Raw genomic sequence first — 19,673 nt, 5'->3', positions numbered from 1 at the left:
ATACTTAGGAGACCTTGGTACATGAAGATTCCATAAGTCCTGAATAGGATGTAGCACGTAACAGAAATCGACACCTTAAAGGAGGCCGTATCTATGTACAAATCAATCGTAATCGGAACAGGACCTGCCGGATTGACGGCAGCCATCTACTTGGCACGCGCGAACTTGAAGCCGCTCGTTATCGAAGGAATGCAGCCGGGCGGTCAGCTTACGACAACGACCGAGGTTGAGAATTTCCCCGGATTTCCGCAAGGAATCATGGGTCCCGAGCTGATGGATAATATGCGTCAACAAGCGGAGCGCTTCGGTGCGGAGTTCAAGAGCGCCTGGGTCGAGTCCGTTGATTTCTCCGAGCGTCCGTTCAAGGTGAATGTCGAGGGCATGGGCGAGCTTCTGGCTGAGTCCGTGATTATCTCGACGGGAGCTTCCGCGAAGTATCTCGGAATTCCGGGAGAGCAGGAGAACGTTGGTCGCGGCGTAAGCACATGCGCCACTTGCGACGGGTTCTTCTTCCGCGGGAAAAAAATCATTGTCATCGGCGGCGGCGATTCCGCGATGGAGGAAGCCAGCTTCCTGACGCGTTTTGCTTCCAGCGTAACGGTAGTGAACCGCCGCACCGAGCTGCGTGCATCCAAGATCATGCAGGATCGTGCGCGTGAGAATGTGAAGATCCAGTGGGCTCTGGACCGTACGCCGGTTGAGGTGGTTACCAGCGAAACCGGAGTTAAAGGGTTGAAGGTCCGCAACAATGAAACGGGAGAAGAAGAACTGATTGAAGCGGAAGGTGTATTCGTGGCGATCGGCCATACGCCGAATACGGGCTTCCTTGGCAATCAGATTACAACCGACCCGACAGGCTATATCCTGGTTAAACCGGGAACGACAGAGACGAACATCCCGGGCGTGTTCGCTTGCGGCGATGTCCAGGACACACGTTACCGCCAAGCGATTACGGCTGCAGGCACAGGCTGTATGGCCGCTATGGACTGCGAGAAATATCTCGAAGGCCATATGGTGCATGACTGGAGCGAAACGCTGAATAAATAATCCCTGACTTTTAGGGGATGATATGTGAAATAGAAAAAGCCTCTGAGCTATACAGCTGACGGTTTTTGGCGAGACTAACATCTCGTACCTAACCTGTCTTGTGTAGCCCGGGGCTTTTTTTGCTGATGCTACAGACTCAATGCCTTGTTAGCATTCTTCACGTCATTCTCCAGCAGCTGCTTCAAATTGTAGGAAGGATACAGACCGCGCGCATACATGAAATAGAAGACCTTGCCGTGCAGTTCAATGGCTTTGTTCAATTGCTTCTGCAGGGTTTCTCTTACGCTTGGCGTTGCGGCTTCGGTAATCGCAATGGCGTAGCTGCGTACAGAGGTTTTGGCAAAGCCCAGCAGATGGCCTGCGTAATACGCCGTCAAATCGGCACCGGAAAGACTGCGGGTTCCTGTGGGCGCTTGTGAAAAATAAGGCTGAAGCTCCCTCAGGTTCTGTTCTACTCCATTTATCGCTTCAGTATACAGCCCATGGAGCTCCGGGTCCTTGATATCATGTAATGACATCTTGAACCCCATCAGGTTATTTGCCTGAAAGGCGGTTAATTCATGAATCTCCAACGTTTCATGCCAAGCGAGATGCCTCGGATTTTGACTCATGCTCAAGTAGATTCTCCTCCATAATCAATATGCGATAGCCTATTCATCGGATGGAGGAATGGTGCATCTGCCCAGACCCAAACCTTGCAAATCTAGCGACAACCGCACCATATCGCGCAGCAGCATGCCATTCTCATAGATTTCTTCATCATAATGACGGACAAAAAAGTCCCGGTCGATGCCTGTCATCCGAAATCCGCATTTTTGATACAGCGCCAGCTGAGCCACACCCGTACTCCCTGTTCCAACTTCAATGGTTGCATATCCGAGCTCTTGGGCCTGCCCGATGGCATGATTAACAAGCTGTTTGCCATATCCCTGGCCGTGCAGATTCTCGCTTACGGCAACGTTAACGAGTTCGATCGTATCAGGCCTTGTAGGCAGCAGGACGTAGACCCCGATGGGATGCGTGTCCTCCTCAGCGACATAACAATGACCGCGCTTTACATAGTCCTCAACGAGCCTTATCGATGGATCTGCAAGCAGCAGCAGGTCCATTGGGGGTTTTTCATGAGTATTCAGCTTTCTAATGTTCACGAGTTTATCCCTCATTATCATCTATAGTCATTATAAAAACAGGTTTATTGTAACATGCCTGGCCATCGAATTCCTGGATTTGGATGATTTCAACTGACGGTTGAATTCTTCCGGGATTCAATAACCAGGTTATTGTATGCTTTACGCAGCGCCCCTACAATGTGGTTATATAGGAGCGTGATACATATGAGAGACATGTTAGCCAAAAATATTCATCGATACCGCAAAGAGCGGGGGCTCACCCAGGAGGGGTTGGCCCATAAGCTGGGCGTTACGTTCCAGGCGGTGTCCAAGTGGGAAACGGGACAGACTATGCCCGATATGGCGCTGCTTCCGGAGCTGTCACAGCTGCTTGATGTCAGCATCGATAAGTTGTTTGGTTATTCTGTGACGGGCAAGCCAATCAGCATATATGAAGAGGAGTACAAAACACCGGAGTACTATTGGGGCACGGAGCCGAATGCGGCCTGTTATCAGGTGCTTGAAATGATCCCTCCCACAAGAAGGGTGAAGCTGCTGGATATCGGGTGCGGGGAAGGGAAGGATGCCGTGTTTTTTGCGCGTAACGGCTATGATGTCACAGCATTCGACATTTCGGATGCAGGGATTGAGAAAACGAAGCGTCTGGCCGATCATATTGGGGTTCACGTGAATGTATTTAAGGCGGATATTTCGGATTACCGTTTGGATTCGGAGTTTGACGTGCTGTATTCCAGCGGCGTTCTGCATTATATCAGACCCGAGTATCGTGAAGAGATCTTTGCTAATTATAAAAAATTCACGTCGGCCGAGGGGCTTCATTGCCTTAATGTGTTCGTACAAAAGCCGTTCATTGCGCCTCCTCCCGAGGATGAGCCGTACGCTTACGACTGGAAATCCGGAGAGCTCATGATGCATTATCACGATTGGTTGATTCACAGCTGCCCGGAGGTGATTTTTGATTGTAACTCATCGGGTATCCCGCACCGGCATGCGATGAGTAAGTTGATTGCGCAGAAGGCGTAATGGAAGGGAGGTTGGGCAGCTTTCTTGCTTTTACGAATAAATATGAGGATTATTAACATAGCGGCCCCTTCCCGGACATACATAAGGGTGTAGGAATAATATTGGCATGGGAGGTCTTTCATGAACAACCATAACCATTTTGGTTATCCAGCCCCGCCTGCGGGTTATGCACCGGGTTACTATGCCTATCCCCCGCCCCAACCTATACCGCCGAATTACGCGCCGCGTACCCCGGCAATTCCGCAGCCAGCCCACTACGCAGCGCTGGTTGAACCGGTATTTATTGAACATCTGCTCCGACATAAAGGAGCCAAGGTAGTCATTATGACCACTGCGGGGAAAGTCGATGGGATCTTATCCGGCGTTGCGGTGGACCATCTTCAATTGACGGTCGGGGATCATAAAGCGCTGCACATTCGTCTGGCCGAGGTGGTGTACTTCGAGGGAGTTCCGTTCTGATAAACAGGGATCAAAAATAGTTTAAACGAAAAATTACCGACTGGTAGGGAAGGATTAGGCCGGCAAAGCGCCAATTCATACAGTACAGATCCGAAGGCGTTCCGATGGGGACGTCTTTATTCTATTGAACTGAGGCCGACCGATTGGGGTCGGTGTGGAGGAACGATGAAAAAAGTACGTATTCCATTCGACAGCAAGACGCTGCCTGCCAGCTTGCAGCCATATATCCAGACCGCTGCCGTCTATGACAGCAGCTCATCGGAACAGGCCAAAACCCTGTACATCGAGGGAGCGAACCAACCGATGTTTTTGAAGATAACGAAACGGGGTGAACTGAAGAGAGAAGGGATGATGTCGGATTATCTGCACGGAAAAGGCCTGGCTCCCAAGGTGCTGGCTTATGAGCAGCATGGCGAGAACGATTACCTGCTGACCGTCGCTCTGCAGGGTGTAGATGGGGTGTCCGGGGGACACCTTGATGATCCGATGAGGCTGGCTGCCGTGTTCGGGGAGAGTTTGCGTTATCTCCATTCTGTATCTGCTGCCGATTGTCCATTTCCGAATCGAACGGCTGAACTTCTCCAGGAATATCAGGAAAGTTTCATGAACAAAACGGAAGATATCGAAGGGTTTCCGGGCGGAAGAGAACAGGCTCTATTAAGCCTTAAGAAGCTGCAAGGAACGGCAGATCATGATGTGCTGCTCCACGGCGATTATTGTCTGCCGAATCTGATAATGAGGGATTTCCAGCTTGAAGGTTTTATCGATCTGGGTTATGGCGGGATCGGAGACCTTCACTACGACCTCTATTGGGGGATATGGACGCTGCGATATAACCTGGGGAACGATGACTACAAGGATATTTTTCTCGACCATTACGGCCGAAACGATTTCGATCCGGAGAGATTGGCGTTATGGACTGTACTGACGGATCGTATCTAGGAGGAAAGGGAGATGTACATGAGTTCATATCATATTCGAGTCGCTGGCCGGGAGGATGAATCCTTTCTACGGGAAATGCTGTATGAGTCCCTGTATGTGCCCGAGGGAGAGGAGCCTTTCAGTCGGGACATACTCGAAGAGCCGTTCATGAAAAAATATGTGGAGGACTGGGGGCGAGAGGGCGATTTAGGCTATATTGCCGTGAATGCCGCAGGGAAGCCGGCAGGCTCAATTACGATCCGTTATTTTGATGAAGGGAACAAAGGGTTCGGTTACGTGAGTGACGACATTCCGGAACTGGGCATGGCGCTGCTGCCGGAATCCCGCGGGCAAGGGCTCGGAACGGCCCTGATGAAGGAATTGTTCAGAGGAATGAAGGAGCGGGGAATTCAAAAGGTATCGTTAAGCGTCGCTCCGGAGAATACGGCCGCTATGAAATTATATGAGCGGTTCGGATTCCAGGAGGTGGGCATGAGCGGAACCTCTATTACGATGCTTGCGGATGTAATCTAAAGAATGAGAATTGGGGATCTAATAAGGGAAGATGGGGGGATCGCGATGCTGGTGTACGAGGCTGGACCGATTACGGTTCGCGAGCTGGAGGAGAAGGATGAAATATCCTTAGCTTCTTGGCTGTCCAATCCGGATGTGCTGCAGTATTATGAGGGACGGGACAATCCTCACGACGTGGAGCGGGTGCGGGAGCATTTTTACGTGGATGATGATGAGACTCGCTGCATCATTGAGCATGAGGGGAAACCGATCGGATATATTCAGTTTATCTTCTGGATGAAGAGACGTTAGGCGAGTATGGATATAACGAGAGTGATGCAGACTGCAGTACCTTCGCCACGGATCAATTCATCGGGGAGCCGGATTATTGGAATCGAGGCATCGGTACGAAGCTCATGACTTCCATGGTGGAGTATCTCGTGTTTCAGAGGCAGGCTGATCGGATCGTAATGGACCCGCAGGCATGGAATGAACGGGCGATTGCTTGTTACGAGAAGTGCGGCTTCCGGAAGGTCCGACTGCTGGAGAAGCATGAACAGCATGAAGGTGAACTGCGGGACTGCTGGATTATGGAGTATCGGGCAGAGCGAAAGTAAAAAGATTGGGCATTAAAGGAATGGGCCGGTGCGGCTAAGATTACACGTGCAGAGTTTTCAGTTTAGGTAGGAAGCAAAAGAGTACGGTCCTAGAGGGAACCGTACTCTTTTGCATTTTCTTTAAATACTCATATCATTATGGTTTAAGATGGGTCGCTCTATAGATCTTAGGGATCCATCCTCTTTGAGCTGCAGCTGCAGCTGCAACTGGTGCTTGGCGAATACTTCCCGTTTCATGAATCGTAACCGTTAGCGGTATTCCCTTGGAATACGGCGCGCGACCCCGGTTCGGATGGCTGCCTGGATGACAAGGTCCCGGATGCCGCTGACGACTTGCTGGTTGAATACGCTCGGAATGATGTAATGCCGGCTCCGTTCCTTGTCCGTGACCGCCGATGCGATCGCTTCGGCCGCGGCGAGTTTCATCTCCTCGTTGATGGCGGAGGCTCGGCAGTCCAGGGCACCGCGAAAAATACCGGGAAAACATAACACGTTGTTAATCTGGTTCGGGTAATCCGAGCGGCCTGTTGCAATGACACCCGCGATATCCTCCGCCTCCTCCGGCAGAATCTCCGGGATCGGATTGGCCATTGCGAAGACGATCGGGTGCTCTGCCATCGTCTGAACATCCTTTCTCTTCAGGATTCCGCCGGCAGACAAGCCGATGAATACGTCGGCGCCCTGGATGACATCTTGAAGTGAACCGGAACGCCGTTCGGGGTTGGTGTTGCTGGCGTACCATTGCCACATGGGATGGTCATACGTCTGATCGGAGGTCAGCGCGCCGAGGCGGTCGACGCCGATGATGTTCTTCACGCCCGCCGACATAAGTATTTTGCTGCAGGCAACGCCGGCGGCGCCAATGCCGCAGACGACAACCTTCAGATTCTCTACGGATTTACCGACGACCTTCAGCGCATTGATTAAGGCTGCATACAGGACGACGGCGGTTCCATGCTGGTCGTCATGGAACACCGGGATGTCCAATTCCTCGCGAAGACGCTGCTCAATCTCAAAGCATCGCGGCGAGGAGATATCCTCCAGATTGATACCGCCAAACGCGGGAGCGATCGCTTTGATCGCCGTAATGATGCCTTCGGTATCCTGTGTATCCAGACAGATTGGGAAGGAGTCCACATCCGCTAGCTGCTTGAAGAGCATCGACTTACCCTCCATCACCGGCATGGCCGCATAGGGGCCAATATTGCCAAGTCCCAGGACGGCGCTGCCGTCGGAGATGACAGCTACGGTGTTACGCTTGACGGTGAGCGTAAAGGCTTTACGCGGTTCTTCGTGGATCGCCATGCATACGCGAGCAACATCCGGCGTATAGACGCGGGAGAGGTCGTCGCGGTTCTGGATCGGAGCTTTCAGCTTGGTTTCAATCTTTCCTCCAAGATGGAGCAGGAAGGTGCGGTCAGATAGATGCAGCAGCTGAACGCCGGACATGGTGCGAATGCGCTCGGCAATAATGTCGATGTCGATAGTGTCGATCACCGTGATGGTAACGTCGCGAATCGTGGTATGCTTGCTCGTCTGAATAACGTCAATGGCCACGATATCGCCTCCCGCCTCGAAGATGGCGGCCGTTACTTCGCCGAAGCTTGCTTCTTCCGTATGCATTTCGATTCTTGCGATGACACTTTTGCCGCCTAGTTTGCTGGTATTCATGACTGCCTCCTTGGCTTATCGATATACGTATGATGGGTTAGCCTTCTTCGTTCACGACAACTTCCTTGCCTCTTCGCTTGAGTAGAATCGGAACGATAATCCAGAGCAAGGCGATGATGAGGAATGCCAGCGACATCGGCTTCTGCAGGAAGATCATAAAGTCGCCGTTGGATGTGGTCAGCGCCCGGCGCATATTGTTCTCGATCATGGGACCCAGCACGAGCCCGAGCACCAGCGGCGCGAGCGGAAAGTCATTGCGGGCCAGCAGGAAGCCGGCAATGCCGCAGATGAGCAGTAGGACCAGGTCAAAGATCTGTGCTTGAACGGCGTAAACGCCAAAGATGGAGATGGCAATGATGATCGGTATGAGATATTTGGCCGGGGTCTGGATGACCTTGGCAAATACTTTAACCAGCGGCATGTTCAGTACAAGCAGAAGCAGGTTACCGATGAGCATGCTGGCGATCAGTCCCCATGCAACTTGAGGGTGCTCCTCGAACAGCAGCGGGCCTGGCTGGATGTTGTACATGATGAGCGCCCCCATCAGGATGGCGGTTGTTCCGGAACCCGGAATACCCAGTGTCAGCAGAGGGATCATAGCGCCTCCGGATGCCGCATTGTTGGCTGACTCGGGTGCAGCAACGCCAGCGATGTTGCCTTTGCCGAAGGATTCGGGATGCTTGCTAACCTTTTTCTCGACGATATAACTGAAGAAGGAAGCAAGCGTTGCGCCGGCACCCGGCAGGATGCCGATAAAGAAGCCGAGGATCGAGCCGCGGGCAATCGGTCCCGCGCTATCCTTCAAGTCTTGGCGTGTCGGCAGGATGCGGCCGATCTTGGAAGTTGGACCCGCTGCGTAGTCCCTCTCCAGGATGGATTTAAACACTTCACCAAGGGCAAACAAACCGACGGCAATCGTTAGAAATTCCAGTCCGGAATACAGGATGGGGATATCGAAGGTGAATCGGGCGACGCCGGATACGGTATCCATGCCGATGGTAGCCAGCAGCAGACCGAATACGGTCATAATGAGTGCCTTGGTGATCGATTTGCCTGCAAGCCCGCTTACTGCACAGAGTCCCAGCAGCATGAGCGAGAAATAATCAGCCGGGCCGAATTTAATCGCTACATTGGATAAAGGCTCCGCCAGTGCGATCAACGCCACAAGCGCGAAGAGCCCGGCTGCGAACGAGCCGATTGCAGCGATGGACAAAGCGGGGCCTGCCCTGCCTTGTTTCGCCATTTGGTAGCCGTCCAGCGTCGTAACGACGGAAGAGGACTCTCCGGGCGTGTTCAGCAGAATCGAAGTTGTAGATCCGCCATACATGGCTCCATAATAAACGCCTGCCAGCAGAATGATTGAGCTGGTTGCTGCCGCTTCCGCCGGCAAGCCGCTAGTCAACGAGGCAGTGACGGGGATCAGAAGCGCGACGCCGCTCATCGGACCGATGCCGGGAAGCACCCCGACCGAAGTGCCGATCAGCACGCCTAAAAAGGCGAAGAGCAGGTTATGCCACTGCAAGGCGGTCATAAAGCCGTCCGCCAGATAATCCAGAACATTCATTGTAGATTCCTCCCATGCTCATGATAGCCAAGACGGGAAGCCCGGCATGGAGCCTTCCAGCAAGACGACAAAGATGACGTACACGCCGCCGGAGAACAGCGCGGAGATTAGAATGGATTTCAGCCACTTGCCTCGTTCCAGCGTCTGAAACGCAAACAGGAGGAACAGGAAGGTACCGATGATATATCCGATGAATTCCAGGAAATAGGCATAGAGAAAGGCTGCCGCAAAAATCATGAAGAACCGTTTGTAGTCCAGTTTCTCTGTACGATTCTCCGTCGGCTTGGCTTTCAGGGCTTCATAAAACAAACGAATGCTCAGCAGCACAAGCGCCAGCCCGAGGCCGAACGGGAATATGTTAGGGCCAACGGTGCTTCCGTACGCGGATGAGCTGATCTTGGCGCTCTGCCACATAAAGCCGATGCCAAGGAGCAGAAATACGATGCTGGCGTAGCGGTCAAACGTTCTGTTCAAGGTGGACACCTCCTCAAGGATGAAACGGGAGAGGGGAGCGCACCGCTCCCTCAACTCCAAGGCTTACTTCTGCATACCCAGCGCTGTGAGCAGCTCCTGCACGTCTCGCTCCTGTTCTTCAAGGAATGCCTTGAAGTCAGCAGCGTTTCGGTATTCGCTTGCCCAGTCGTTGGCAACCAGCTCTTTCTGCCATGCTTCGTTCTCGGAGAGGGCCTTCAGCGTTTTATCCCAGAAGGCCAGCTGTTCTTCCGTCAGTCCCTTCGGACCGAATACGCCGCGCCAGATCGTAAATTCGGCATCCAGACCGAGCTCCTTCAGGGTCGGTACATCTGCGAAGTCTCCGCCCAGGCGTTCAGTTGAAGTAACGGCCAGGATTTTGATCTTGCCGGCTTTCAAGTAACTGCCGAGCGAAGAGATGTCCGTGCCGATCGCGTCGGCATTGTTGCCGAGGAGGGCCGCGATGGCTTCGCCGCCGCCATCATAGGATAAGTACTTCACGGTTCTCGGATCCACGCCGGATTTGAATGCAGGCAGAACGCTGATCAAGTGGTCCATCGAGCCCGGAGCGGAGCCACCAGCTAGCGTGACTGAAGTGGGATCGGCTTTGATCGCGTCGATCAGCGATTGCAGGTCGGTGAATTTGGAGTTTGCCGGTACGGCAATCGCTCCATAGTCTTTGGTCATTTGGGCGAGCGGTGTCACGTCTTTGTAGCCAAACGGACTATTCCCTTCCTTTTTCAGATTGTTAATGAGAATGGGCGGAGAGCTGACGAACAGCTTGTAGGGATCTTCGTTGTCTTTTGCTACGTATTCCGCGAGAAATACGGTCCCGCCGCCGCCGGGTTTATTCTCAACGGTCATGGTCTGTTCGATGAGCTTCGTCTCCGTTAATACTTTGGTGAGGGAACGGGCCGTTTTGTCCCACCCACCGCCGGCGCCTGAAGGCGCGGTCACGATAAATGGTTTTTTCGGATAATCGCCGGTGCTGCTTCCGGAAGTACTGCAGGCTGTCAGGCTCATCGCCAGGACAAGTGCAGAAGCTATGATTGTGAAGCCGGTTCGTTTCAGCATGAATAAGTTCCTCCTTTATGGATAACCAATGCTCGTAATTACTGTAAGCGCTTACTTTATAGGGTTCCTCTATACTATCATCGAGAATCTGGCTTGAATAGAATTGCGACATAAGTTGAAAAAGCTTCATTTCGCTAATTTTGTTCATAAAATTCACGGCCGATTTTTTACAGAGACTATTGTTACAGGTGTGATCTAGAATACAATAGGGAAATCAGAGCAACGTTTATGGCGACAATCCTTATGGAGGAATATGAATGCGTTTACAGACTAGATTGATTCTGCTTATAGGCACCCTTTTGTTTTCTGTTATTGTCGCCTTGACCTTCAGTTTTGAGCGGCTGCTCGTCACAACGCTGGAGAAAAGCATTGGCGCTTCGGCATTAAAGCTGGCGAAGGCCGTGGCGGAGATGGACGTCATTCAGGACGCGTTCGAGGAAGAGAACCCGTCTGCCATCATTCAACCTGTGGTGGAGGAAATTCGGCTGGAGACAGACGCGGAATATATCGTCATCGGTAATCGAGAAGGGATCCGTTATGCGCATCCGCTCGCCGATCGGATCGGCAAAGAGATGGTCGGTGGCGACAACGGCCCGGTATTACAGGGCATGAGCATCACATCGAAGGCGATTGGCTCCATGGGACCCTCGCTTCGGGGGAAGACGCCGATCTACAATGATAAGAATGAAATCATCGGTATCGTATCGGTCGGCATTTTAATGAAGGATATCGAGATATCGGCACAATCGTATCGCAATCGTGTCCTGTTCTTTGCAGGAATTGCGTTAATCCTGGGATGTGGCGGCGCTATATGGATATCGTCCAGCGTCAAGCGATCCATTCACGGGCTGGAGCCCAAGGAAATCGGCTTGTTATATCAAGAGAAACGGGCGATTCTGGAAACGATTCATGAAGGCATTATCGCTGTCAATCGGGAGGGCATCGTAACCTTGGCTAACCATACAGCCATGATGCTGATTGATCCGGAGGAGCGCAGGGTGATCGCCGGACAGTATATTCACGACGTTATCCCGGGCACCAGGCTGCTGGAGGTGATGCAAACCGGGGTAGCAGAGAAAGATCAAGAGATGGTCATTAACGATCATGCGGTTGTGGTGAACCGGCTGCCTATCTATGATCATGAGCATCGGATTGTAGGGGCGGTCTCCAGCTTTCGAAACAAATCCGAGCTGCTGCACTTGACCGAAGAGCTCACGCAGGTGAAGAGATATACGGAAGCGCTGCGCGCGCAGACGCACGAATATTCCAATAAGCTGTATACGATATACGGCTTGATTCAGCTGGAATCGTACCAGGAGGCKATGGATCTGATTACGCATGAGACCGATGTGCACCAGAACCTGATTCAATTCCTGCTGCAGGAGATTCCCGATCCCATCATCGGCGGCATTCTTATTGGAAAGTTTAATCGCGGAAGCGAGTTGAAGGTGAAGGTTGAGATCGACCGGAGCAGTTCCTTTAAAGACATTCCCAGTCATATTAGCCGAAACCAGCTCGTTACTATTATCGGTAATTTGATCGACAACGCCATGGAGGCAGCAATGGGATCCAAATCGGAAAATAAATGGGTTAGGATAGAGTTACACGATCAGGCCAATGAATTAATGATCGAAGTATCCGACAGCGGGACCGGTATTGCCGAGGCTGGAACGGATCGACTGTTTGAGTTGGGTTACTCCACCAAGGGGGAACGCAATCGAGGTTTTGGCCTATCGATCGTCAACGGGACCATACAGCAGCTGCAGGGTACCATTGCATTCCGCAACGAACCTGAAGGCGGGGCCGTGTTCACGGTCAAGATACCAAAAACAAGGGGAGATGTTCATGATTCGGGTAGCAATCATTGAGGATGATGTGCGTATTGCCAGCATTAATCAACGGTTCGTTGAGAAGGTAGAGGGCTTCGAGGTCGTCGGCATTGCAACGGATCGGGCCCAGGCGCATGAGCAGCTGGATATTCTGGCACCTGATCTGGTGCTGCTGGATTTGTATTTTCCCGATATGTCGGGATTGGATCTGCTGCAGCATATTCAACGGGGATATCCGAATACCGATGTTATTATTATAACGGCAGCCAAGGAATTCGATACGGTGCGGGAGGCGATTCGCGGCGGAGTGTACGATTTTATGATCAAGCCGGTGGTCTTCGACCGTTTCCAGGAGAAGCTGAAAGCTTATCGGAAATATTACGAGCAGATGAAGCAGCTCGGCGGCGCGAACAAGCAGATCGATCAACAGGGCATTGACCAGCTGTTATGGCGTGCCGGTGAACGGATGGACAGGGAAGTATATTTTCCAAAAGGCATCGATAAACTGACGAGCGAGAAAATCCTATCCTACATCGAGGAGTCCGGGGACGTGTGGACCGCGGAGGAACTGGGCAAACGTGGAGGCTTTAGCCGAACGACGGCGAGAAGATATCTGGAGTACTTCGTGGAGAAGGGCGTCCTCGTGGCGGATATTTCCTATGGCACGGTAGGCAGGCCGGAACGGGTATACCGGAAAGCGGAGGATTAAATAACAGGATGATGGTGCGGCAACTCTCCTAAGCTTGCAGGGTTATCGTTTAAGCTATTACCTGTATTCTCAGAGAAAGGATGGACGCTATGATTACTACCGTTGTTTTTGATCTGGACGGGACCCTGCTTGACCGCGATACATCACTGGTTCGCTTCGTACAAGACCAATATGATCGTTTATTGCTCCATGATGCGTCAGTGGACAGAGAGGTGTATGTGAGACGGTTTGTTGAACTGGATCGCAGGGGATATGTATGGAAGGATCAAGTATATCGTCAGCTAATCGAGGAGTTTGCTCTACCTCTGCCATGGGATACCCTCCTGGCCGATTACATATCCGAGTTCCATCATCATTGCGTCGGTTTCCCCAATCTGTATGCAGCGTTGGACAGCTTGAAAGGTAAGGGAATAAAACTCGGACTGATCTCCAATGGTTACGGCGAATTTCAATATAACAATATCAAGGGACTTGGCATCGAGCCTTATTTTGATCTTATCGCGATTTCGGAATGGGAGGGTTTACGCAAGCCCGATCCAAGGATTTTTGCCAATACATTAAGTCGTCTTAAATCAAAGGCCGAAGAATCGATTTATGTCGGAGACCATCCGGACAACGACGTAACCGCAAGCCGGCGTATCGGCATGAAGGGCATCTGGAAGCGAGATCCCTACTATGATCCGGACTTCGCCAAGGATGGGGAGATTACCGATTTGCTTGAGATTATCGATTATTTGCAAAATTGAAAAACCATTCCCTGTGCATCCTCGTTATTATGATATGAGCCTAATCGGGATAACCGGTTGTGCTGGGTGAGGAGGGGTGTCCACGTGAATCGAAATAAAACCATGACCTTAACAGGCAAGGGTGAGAAGTGGAAAGCAACTTATGCCATTACCCATCAGGATAAGATCAATGCGAAGTTTACCGTGCTTCAGGATTCGCTTGGCGGAAAGCTGAAGCTGCAGTACTTAGGAAAGGAACCTCTCGACCATGGCAAAGTAGACTATCGGCTGGAGGATATGGCGGGCCACTTTATGGAGGGCGGAATCGTCGTGGGGATCGACTATGCTGCCGTGAAGGAAACCAAAGGGAAGCTTGATTTGGAGCATCTGCTTGATATGATGAACCCTAACAAGGATCTAACCCTAAAGATAGAGTGGAACGGGCATCGTGAGCAGTTCACGCTGGGACTTCCCAGGAAGATCAGCTTTGGAAAAGATGCGCGTAAGCAGAAGAAATAACGGGACTTCATGGAAGCTGTACTGGGGCTGGCTCCCGTCAACCAATGCGTGAAGGTAGGAACAATGACCATGCTTTTCCGATGACATTCACACAAATGCTTCTTGCATACGGTGATCCTGCCCACACTGCTGGTGTGGGTTATTCGGTTTTGGGGTATAACCGGAAACCCCCGGGTTAACAGCAGGGCCGATTATGACGCGGGTGTGCGTTTTTTTAAACGCATTTTAAACATAGGAATCCCCGTCATTTAAACTTGATCCTGTAACTTATAAGTAGAACATCACAGAGGGAGTGAACGAAGAGCATGCTGGAAGCCTATCTGTTTCCTATATCTTATGCATTTTTAACCTTTCCCATAGCGGCTTTGCTGTGCGCAGTTCCCTTTCTGATTGTGCAGTATCGCAAATATGGTTATTTTAATAAATTCCGGGGATTTCTGCTGTATCTATTTCTTCTCTACATGATGAACGCGGTGTATCTGGTGCTCCTTCCTTTGCCTGCCTCGCGGCATAATGCCCCGATGAATGTGGCCTCGGTCATGCAGTGGATTCCGCTGAATTTTATACAGGATATATTGAAGGAGACCAAGGTGGTATGGGGCGTACCCTCGACTTACCTGCATTTGTTGAAGGAAAGAGCCTTCTTGCAGGTCGTGTTTAACGTATTTCTCGTGGTTCCGTTCGGTATGTTCCTGCGTTATTACGCTCGGGCATCCTGGGTTACGTGCCTGGTGGCCTCATTCGGACTCTCGCTGTTCTTCGAGGTGACCCAGGTGACCGGCATTTACGGCATCTATGATCACCCTTACCGGTTGTTTGATGTGGACGATCTGCTGTTGAATACCATGGGTGGGATGATGGGATTCTTGCTCGCGGATTGGATGAAAAATCACCTGCCACGCCTTGATCGACTGGACGAGACGGTGGATCTGTCGCAGAAACGGGTCAGTTATACGCGCCGGGCGATCGCTTTTGGCATTGATGCAGGGGTCGTGCTGCCGATCATCGGCGTGTTGACCGTACTGAACGTGAGGGGTGCGTATTTTATTGTCGTCATTTTATATCATATCGTGCTGCCTTATATGATGCAGGGACAGACGCTGGGGAAATGGGTCGTCCGGGTTCAGATCCGCGGAGCGGGCGAACATCTGAAGCTGAAGGAAGTGATTGTTCGCAACGGCCTGCTGTATGTGGTATGGGGCGGGTTCCATGCCCTGTTCATTACGGTTAATGTCACCGGCTCTCATGTCCTGCTTGCGATGTACGCGCTGGGGATATTGCTGCTGGACGGCGTTGTGTTCCTTCACATGCTGTTATGTCTCATCCATCGTGACCGGAAGCTGCTGCATGAAGCCAAGAGCGGAACGAGGCTGGGTATTGTAGAGAATAAACCATTAACCAAGACGGATTAATTAAGGTTACCACAGGGTCTCTTATTTGTTATAATGTGGAAAACGGGTTCGCCAAGGGGGAGATATAACTGAAAGGTAAAATCCTCTCCATTTCCGCAATCATCGTGGGGTTGCTGTTTATTTCCAATCAGCATCTGGGATATTCGTTCGGGGATGATCTGTTTCGCTGGGCAGGGATCTCGCCATGGACTAAGCAAGGCAACTTAGGTCTTCATCTGCCCGTTATTGCAGGTCTTATCTTATTGACGATCGGCGTTCTGTGGGTAACGAGCATTTATCGCCCGCATTATCCGAAGATCATGAGCCGGGTGATGATTGGCTGTGTTGCATGGATCGTTATTTTCCCATTCATATCAGAGTTTGTGATGTATGTTGTGAATTATAATTCGAGCGGAATATCCAGCGTCGCCTATATCAAAAAAGACAGCAAATGCGATTATCGTACAGAGAACGAGGCTATTCTGGCACGCTGCCAGATTCAAATTTACAGTTATGGTACCGAGCAGCAGGTTACGGTACGCCCGCTAAGCCTTGATATTGGAGGGAAGATGGTTGATTTCGAGCCTAAGGTGGTTACGGTTCGGCCACGAGGGGTGGTGCAGGTCGAAGAAACCTTTGAGGGTTCGACAGAGCAAATCGATGCTTCATACGGTGTTTCAGGCGGAATAAACGAGCCAGGCATCGAGTTGATCGTCGATGGCAGGAGCAAGCAGGTGAAGTAGCCTCCCGTTACGTATGAAGGTACATGACTCTGATATCCGAGGTGGACCATGGCAAACTTCCATCGCATGGAGTGCTATATGAAAATAACGCTGATCACGCTGTTCCGTGGGAGATTATTAAGGATTGGATTGCGGCGGGGTTCATCCTGCTGATCGTTGTGTGCGTGGCGGCCGTTGTTCGCAAGAAGCGGGCGAGTGGCTCATATAGGCGCTAGATGGCTTCGGGAGTTAGGCACTTATTCACGATGTGTTTATAACACAGCCGGTGTCCTATGAGCATGCTCATAGGACACCGGCTTATTACATTCATGTATTTGTACGAATTACAGGCTGACTCATGGAGGATTTATATTTGCTACAATAGAATACAGAACTAGAAATCGATACGAAGGAGACAGCTCATGAAACCGATACGAAACTCGGCCAAGGCCGTCATTATGCGGAATCATCAAATTCTTCTAACGAAAAACGTAGATCATTTGGGGGATTTCTATCTGTTCCCTGGCGGCGGACAAGAGAAAGGGGAAACCTTGGTGCAGGCGGTGATCAGAGAGTGTCAGGAGGAAATCGGGCGTAAGGTGGAAGTTCTCGATCTGCTGCATGTCCGTGAATACATAGGGTCCAACCACGAGTTTGCGGAATGGGATTCCGATGTGCACCAAGTGGAGTTTTATTTTGAGTGCAACTTGGCGGATGCAGGGGATACCTTTCTTGGCCATAACCCGGATGAATACCAGGTGGGTGTGGAATGGATCGATCTGTCCGCATTGGATGACATTCGGGTATACCCTCGCTCCCTGGTTAAGCCGCTTCAGGATAAGGCTGCACGGCCCGTGGTTTGCTATGTTGGCGATACGAACTGATTTTATCTATAGAAAATGTTCAAGTTTGTGATCTAAATTCAAATGAGATGATGGAGGATGCCGCGTATGGATCAATGGGAATACAAAACGCTGAAATACAAAACCGGAGGATTTCTCGGAGGCAAGGTGAACGAGGAGGAATTCGAGGATTTATTGAACAGCTACGGAATTGACGGCTGGGAATTGATCTCGTGCTTTGATACGAGCGTGCATCAAGGCCAGTCCAGAGACATCATTGCCGTGATGAAGCGAAGAGCATATCTGGGGTAGAGAATGAATAGAGGGGAGACGATCTGATGATCATTCGCGAGACAGAGGATGCTTTTGTGATGACTACCCAGGACGACCATGGCCGATTCTCGGGCGATGTTGCCCGGGGCTTCCGGCGAGAGCTGTTTATGGATGAGTCTGTATTGGAAGAAGTACTGCTGGCTATTACCGAGCATGACCGCGCTTGGCTTCGGATGGATGACACGCCGATTTGGAATGACGAGAGCCGGACTCCGTATACTTTTATCGATTATCCGGTCCAGCCGAAAATGCTAATGTATACCAAGGGTGTTGATGAGATCGAAGCGATGAGTCCTTATGCAGGGTATCTCTGCAGCCTTCATTTTGCGTCGTTTATGAAAAATGCGACGGAAGCCCCGCTGGTAGAATTCTACCGTTCGGAGACGGAACGGCAAAAAAGACTGCGTGAACAGTTTTCATTTCCCGATGAAGATGTGGTTAACAGGCAGTTTGGCCTGCTGCAGCTGTGCGATGATATCTCGCTCTATGTAAACATGAATGCACCCGGTGTTCCCAAGGATCAGGAGCATCCTTGGTTCAAAGAGGGCTTCGATATGTCAATCGATGGGGAAAAGGTTATGGCGTCCTGGGCAAGCGAGCATGAGATTCGATTGCGTCCATTTCTGTTCGAACAGGCATGGTCGGCTTCAGTGAAGTGGAAATATGTGCTGAAGGCGAAGATTGATCAGCAGGGAGTGGCCAAGGCATTTGATGGAGCAGCGTGGACGGAGCAGAAGGTTACTTTTGTACCGTAAGTTTAAATAACCGATCATCCTTCATCGGCAAAAATATGATATGATCACCACAGTGGGTTATAGACTGGACGATTTGATTCTGTAGGAATGTAGAGGATGAATAATGAAGAAAAAGGAATTTTTGATCGTTGCGCTGCTTAATTTTTTGGCTGCGATAGCGTTCTTGGTGGTTGTTTTCATTACGGATCGAAGCTCTTGGCGGTGGGGATTTGGAGTCGTTTCACTGTTGTTTGCGATTGGTGGAGTAGGAAACTTGGTATTGCATGCCAAGAACAAGTAAAACCTCCTTCGCAGGGCTATCACGATAAGATTCACTTTGTAAGGCAGGAGGATTATGATTTTGATAGAATGGAAGAACCTTTATCGGGGTGTGCTGATGGGAGTCAGTGACCTGATTCCAGGTATAAGTGGCGGCACCATTGCTGTCGTGCTCGGTATCTATGATCGTTTGTTGGCGGCTATCAGCGGATTTTTCAGCAGGGAATGGAAGAAGCAACTGAGCTTTTTGATTCCGCTAGGCGTTGGAATTGGAGCAGCTCTATTGCTGCTGAGTCACTTGATTGAATACCTGCTGGCAAGCTATTATGAGCCCACCCAGTTTTTCTTTACAGGATTGATTTTAGGGGTGTTGCCTCTTATTCTACGTAAAGCGGAGGCAAGAACCAAATTCAAAGCCGTGCATGTGGTCGTGTTGATTGTAGCAGCCGGTTTATTGGCTTCGACGGCCTTTCTCAGAACGGATGCCACATCCGATCCGATAACGGTCCTGACCTGGTCCAACGGGATCGGACTGTTCTTATCCGGCTGGTTAGCCAGCATGGCGATGCTGCTGCCTGGCATTAGCGGGTCATTTGTACTTCTCCTTCTAGGCGTATATTCTACTGCCATTTCAGCTCTATCCTCATTAAATATAGGAATTATAGCTGTCATTGGTGCGGGAGTGGTGGTTGGCTTTGTAGTTAGCAGCCGGTTGATTCGGTACTTGCTTGACCGTTTCCCTTATATGACGTATGCCGTGATTATTGGATTGATATTAGGATCTATTGTTATCGTGTTTCCGGGTATTCCATCCGGAACAGGGATGATGGCTACCAGCGTAGGAACCTTGCTGCTGGGGCTTATCGTAGCGGTATTCATGGGCAGAAAAGAATAAGCTTGAAAATGTAAAACAGGGAGCCGCGTGGTCATAGCCCCGTCAAGTAGACATTAAAAAAAGAGATTTTATTAAGCGGCGACTTTTTCCCGAAACTCAATCGGGGAGAGGTCGCCCAGTTTGTTTTGGAAACGTTCCATGTTGTAAAACGAAATATACTCCGTTCCATGTTGTAAAACGAAATATACTCCGTAATTTGGCTCCT

24 protein-coding genes and 1 pseudogene are annotated in these 19,673 nt (G+C 50.8%); 18 read left to right on the top strand and 7 right to left on the bottom strand.

Going from position 1 to position 19,673, the window contains the following annotated elements:
* Positions 1-93: 93 nt before the first annotated feature.
* Complete coding sequence (gene trxB / locus ACPV3A_RS30690; protein WP_426203433.1) at positions 94-1,047, top strand: thioredoxin-disulfide reductase; 954 nt, start codon at positions 94-96, stop codon at positions 1,045-1,047.
* Between the two features lie 128 nt (positions 1,048-1,175).
* Here trxB and ACPV3A_RS30685 read toward each other — a convergent pair whose 3' ends face one another.
* Together ACPV3A_RS30685 and ACPV3A_RS30680 are read right to left on the bottom strand one after the other, a co-directional pair.
* Positions 1,176-1,658 (bottom strand): spore coat protein, encoded by a 483-nt coding sequence (locus ACPV3A_RS30685; RefSeq protein WP_426203466.1) that lies wholly within the window; start codon positions 1,656-1,658, stop codon positions 1,176-1,178.
* A gap of 39 nt (positions 1,659-1,697) precedes the next feature.
* Positions 1,698-2,195, bottom strand: coding sequence for a GNAT family N-acetyltransferase (locus ACPV3A_RS30680; protein ID WP_426203432.1), 498 nt, complete (start codon positions 2,193-2,195; stop codon positions 1,698-1,700).
* A gap of 186 nt (positions 2,196-2,381) precedes the next feature.
* On the opposite strand from ACPV3A_RS30680, the gene ACPV3A_RS30675 reads away from it, so the two are divergent.
* From ACPV3A_RS30675 to ACPV3A_RS30655, 5 genes and pseudogenes are all read left to right on the top strand, one after another.
* Positions 2,382-3,200, top strand: a complete 819-nt coding sequence (locus ACPV3A_RS30675) for a methyltransferase domain-containing protein (protein WP_339220893.1) — start codon at positions 2,382-2,384, stop codon at positions 3,198-3,200.
* A 120-nt stretch (positions 3,201-3,320) separates the two neighbouring features.
* On the top strand, positions 3,321-3,659 hold the full coding sequence (locus ACPV3A_RS30670) for a DUF2642 domain-containing protein (protein WP_194540373.1): 339 nt from the start codon (positions 3,321-3,323) through the stop codon (positions 3,657-3,659).
* A gap of 165 nt (positions 3,660-3,824) precedes the next feature.
* On the top strand, positions 3,825-4,601 hold the full coding sequence (locus ACPV3A_RS30665) for an aminoglycoside 3'-phosphotransferase (RefSeq protein WP_426203429.1): 777 nt from the start codon (positions 3,825-3,827) through the stop codon (positions 4,599-4,601).
* A 12-nt stretch (positions 4,602-4,613) separates the two neighbouring features.
* Positions 4,614-5,114 carry a GNAT family N-acetyltransferase gene (locus ACPV3A_RS30660; protein ID WP_233354704.1) on the top strand — a complete coding sequence of 167 codons (501 nt, stop codon included), beginning with the start codon at positions 4,614-4,616 and terminating at the stop codon, positions 5,112-5,114.
* Positions 5,115-5,159: 45 nt separating this feature from the next.
* Positions 5,160-5,710 (top strand): annotated as a pseudogene (locus ACPV3A_RS30655) (GNAT family N-acetyltransferase).
* Positions 5,711-5,959: 249 nt separating this feature from the next.
* On the opposite strand, the gene ACPV3A_RS30650 reads toward ACPV3A_RS30655, so the two are convergent.
* From ACPV3A_RS30650 to ACPV3A_RS30635, 4 genes are all read right to left on the bottom strand, one after another.
* Complete coding sequence (locus tag ACPV3A_RS30650) at positions 5,960-7,381, bottom strand: NAD-dependent malic enzyme (protein ID WP_426203425.1); 1,422 nt, start codon at positions 7,379-7,381, stop codon at positions 5,960-5,962.
* 37 nt (positions 7,382-7,418) lie between these two features.
* Positions 7,419-8,945, bottom strand: coding sequence for a tripartite tricarboxylate transporter permease (locus ACPV3A_RS30645; RefSeq protein ID WP_194540377.1), 1,527 nt, complete (start codon positions 8,943-8,945; stop codon positions 7,419-7,421).
* A gap of 18 nt (positions 8,946-8,963) precedes the next feature.
* Positions 8,964-9,419, bottom strand: coding sequence for a tripartite tricarboxylate transporter TctB family protein (locus tag ACPV3A_RS30640; protein WP_194540378.1), 456 nt, complete (start codon positions 9,417-9,419; stop codon positions 8,964-8,966).
* 63 nt (positions 9,420-9,482) lie between these two features.
* Positions 9,483-10,490 (bottom strand): Bug family tripartite tricarboxylate transporter substrate binding protein, encoded by a 1,008-nt coding sequence (locus tag ACPV3A_RS30635; RefSeq protein WP_426203422.1) that lies wholly within the window; start codon positions 10,488-10,490, stop codon positions 9,483-9,485.
* Between the two features lie 257 nt (positions 10,491-10,747).
* Between ACPV3A_RS30635 and ACPV3A_RS30630 the strand changes: the two genes are divergently transcribed.
* The 12 genes from ACPV3A_RS30630 to ACPV3A_RS30575 all read left to right on the top strand — a co-directional run bounded on the left by ACPV3A_RS30630 (position 10,748) and on the right by ACPV3A_RS30575 (position 19,468).
* Positions 10,748-12,358, top strand: a complete 1,611-nt coding sequence (locus tag ACPV3A_RS30630) for an ATP-binding protein (protein WP_426203420.1) — start codon at positions 10,748-10,750, stop codon at positions 12,356-12,358.
* Positions 12,336-13,028 (top strand): response regulator, encoded by a 693-nt coding sequence (locus ACPV3A_RS30625; RefSeq protein WP_194540381.1) that lies wholly within the window; start codon positions 12,336-12,338, stop codon positions 13,026-13,028. The genes ACPV3A_RS30630 and ACPV3A_RS30625 overlap by 23 nt, the downstream gene beginning before the upstream one ends.
* 89 nt (positions 13,029-13,117) lie before the next feature.
* Positions 13,118-13,774, top strand: a complete 657-nt coding sequence (locus tag ACPV3A_RS30620; protein ID WP_194540382.1) for an HAD family hydrolase — start codon at positions 13,118-13,120, stop codon at positions 13,772-13,774.
* 84 nt (positions 13,775-13,858) lie between these two features.
* A complete protein-coding gene (locus tag ACPV3A_RS30615; RefSeq protein WP_194540383.1) occupies positions 13,859-14,272 on the top strand; it encodes a hypothetical protein in 414 nt (137 codons plus the stop codon).
* A 305-nt stretch (positions 14,273-14,577) separates the two neighbouring features.
* Positions 14,578-15,684, top strand: coding sequence for a VanZ family protein (locus tag ACPV3A_RS30610; protein ID WP_194540384.1), 1,107 nt, complete (start codon positions 14,578-14,580; stop codon positions 15,682-15,684).
* A gap of 104 nt (positions 15,685-15,788) precedes the next feature.
* Positions 15,789-16,406: a hypothetical protein gene (locus tag ACPV3A_RS30605; protein ID WP_426203417.1), complete on the top strand. Its 618-nt coding sequence runs from the start codon at positions 15,789-15,791 to the stop codon at positions 16,404-16,406.
* Positions 16,407-16,429: 23 nt separating this feature from the next.
* A complete protein-coding gene (locus ACPV3A_RS30600; protein WP_426203415.1) occupies positions 16,430-16,621 on the top strand; it encodes a hypothetical protein in 192 nt (63 codons plus the stop codon).
* 186 nt (positions 16,622-16,807) lie between these two features.
* Positions 16,808-17,269, top strand: a complete 462-nt coding sequence (locus ACPV3A_RS30595; protein ID WP_426203414.1) for an NUDIX domain-containing protein — start codon at positions 16,808-16,810, stop codon at positions 17,267-17,269.
* A gap of 66 nt (positions 17,270-17,335) precedes the next feature.
* Positions 17,336-17,539 (top strand): DUF4177 domain-containing protein, encoded by a 204-nt coding sequence (locus ACPV3A_RS30590; protein ID WP_006207549.1) that lies wholly within the window; start codon positions 17,336-17,338, stop codon positions 17,537-17,539.
* 26 nt (positions 17,540-17,565) lie between these two features.
* Positions 17,566-18,315, top strand: a complete 750-nt coding sequence (locus tag ACPV3A_RS30585) for a DUF3891 family protein (RefSeq protein WP_426203412.1) — start codon at positions 17,566-17,568, stop codon at positions 18,313-18,315.
* Positions 18,316-18,418: 103 nt separating this feature from the next.
* On the top strand, positions 18,419-18,595 hold the full coding sequence (locus ACPV3A_RS30580) for a hypothetical protein (RefSeq protein WP_426203410.1): 177 nt from the start codon (positions 18,419-18,421) through the stop codon (positions 18,593-18,595).
* Positions 18,596-18,658: 63 nt separating this feature from the next.
* A complete protein-coding gene (locus tag ACPV3A_RS30575; RefSeq protein WP_426203465.1) occupies positions 18,659-19,468 on the top strand; it encodes a DUF368 domain-containing protein in 810 nt (269 codons plus the stop codon).
* A gap of 71 nt (positions 19,469-19,539) precedes the next feature.
* On the opposite strand, the gene ACPV3A_RS30570 is transcribed toward ACPV3A_RS30575, so the two are convergent.
* On the bottom strand, positions 19,540-19,623 hold the full coding sequence (locus tag ACPV3A_RS30570) for an IS3 family transposase (RefSeq protein WP_426203463.1): 84 nt from the start codon (positions 19,621-19,623) through the stop codon (positions 19,540-19,542).
* Positions 19,624-19,673: the final 50 nt, after the last annotated feature.

It is taken from the genome of Paenibacillus sp. Dod16 (assembly GCF_049893405.1).
Taxonomy (GTDB): domain Bacteria; phylum Bacillota; class Bacilli; order Paenibacillales; family Paenibacillaceae; genus Paenibacillus_AQ.
The sequence above is the reverse complement of the archived record's forward strand: the minus strand, read 5'-3'. Positions and strand labels throughout refer to the sequence as shown.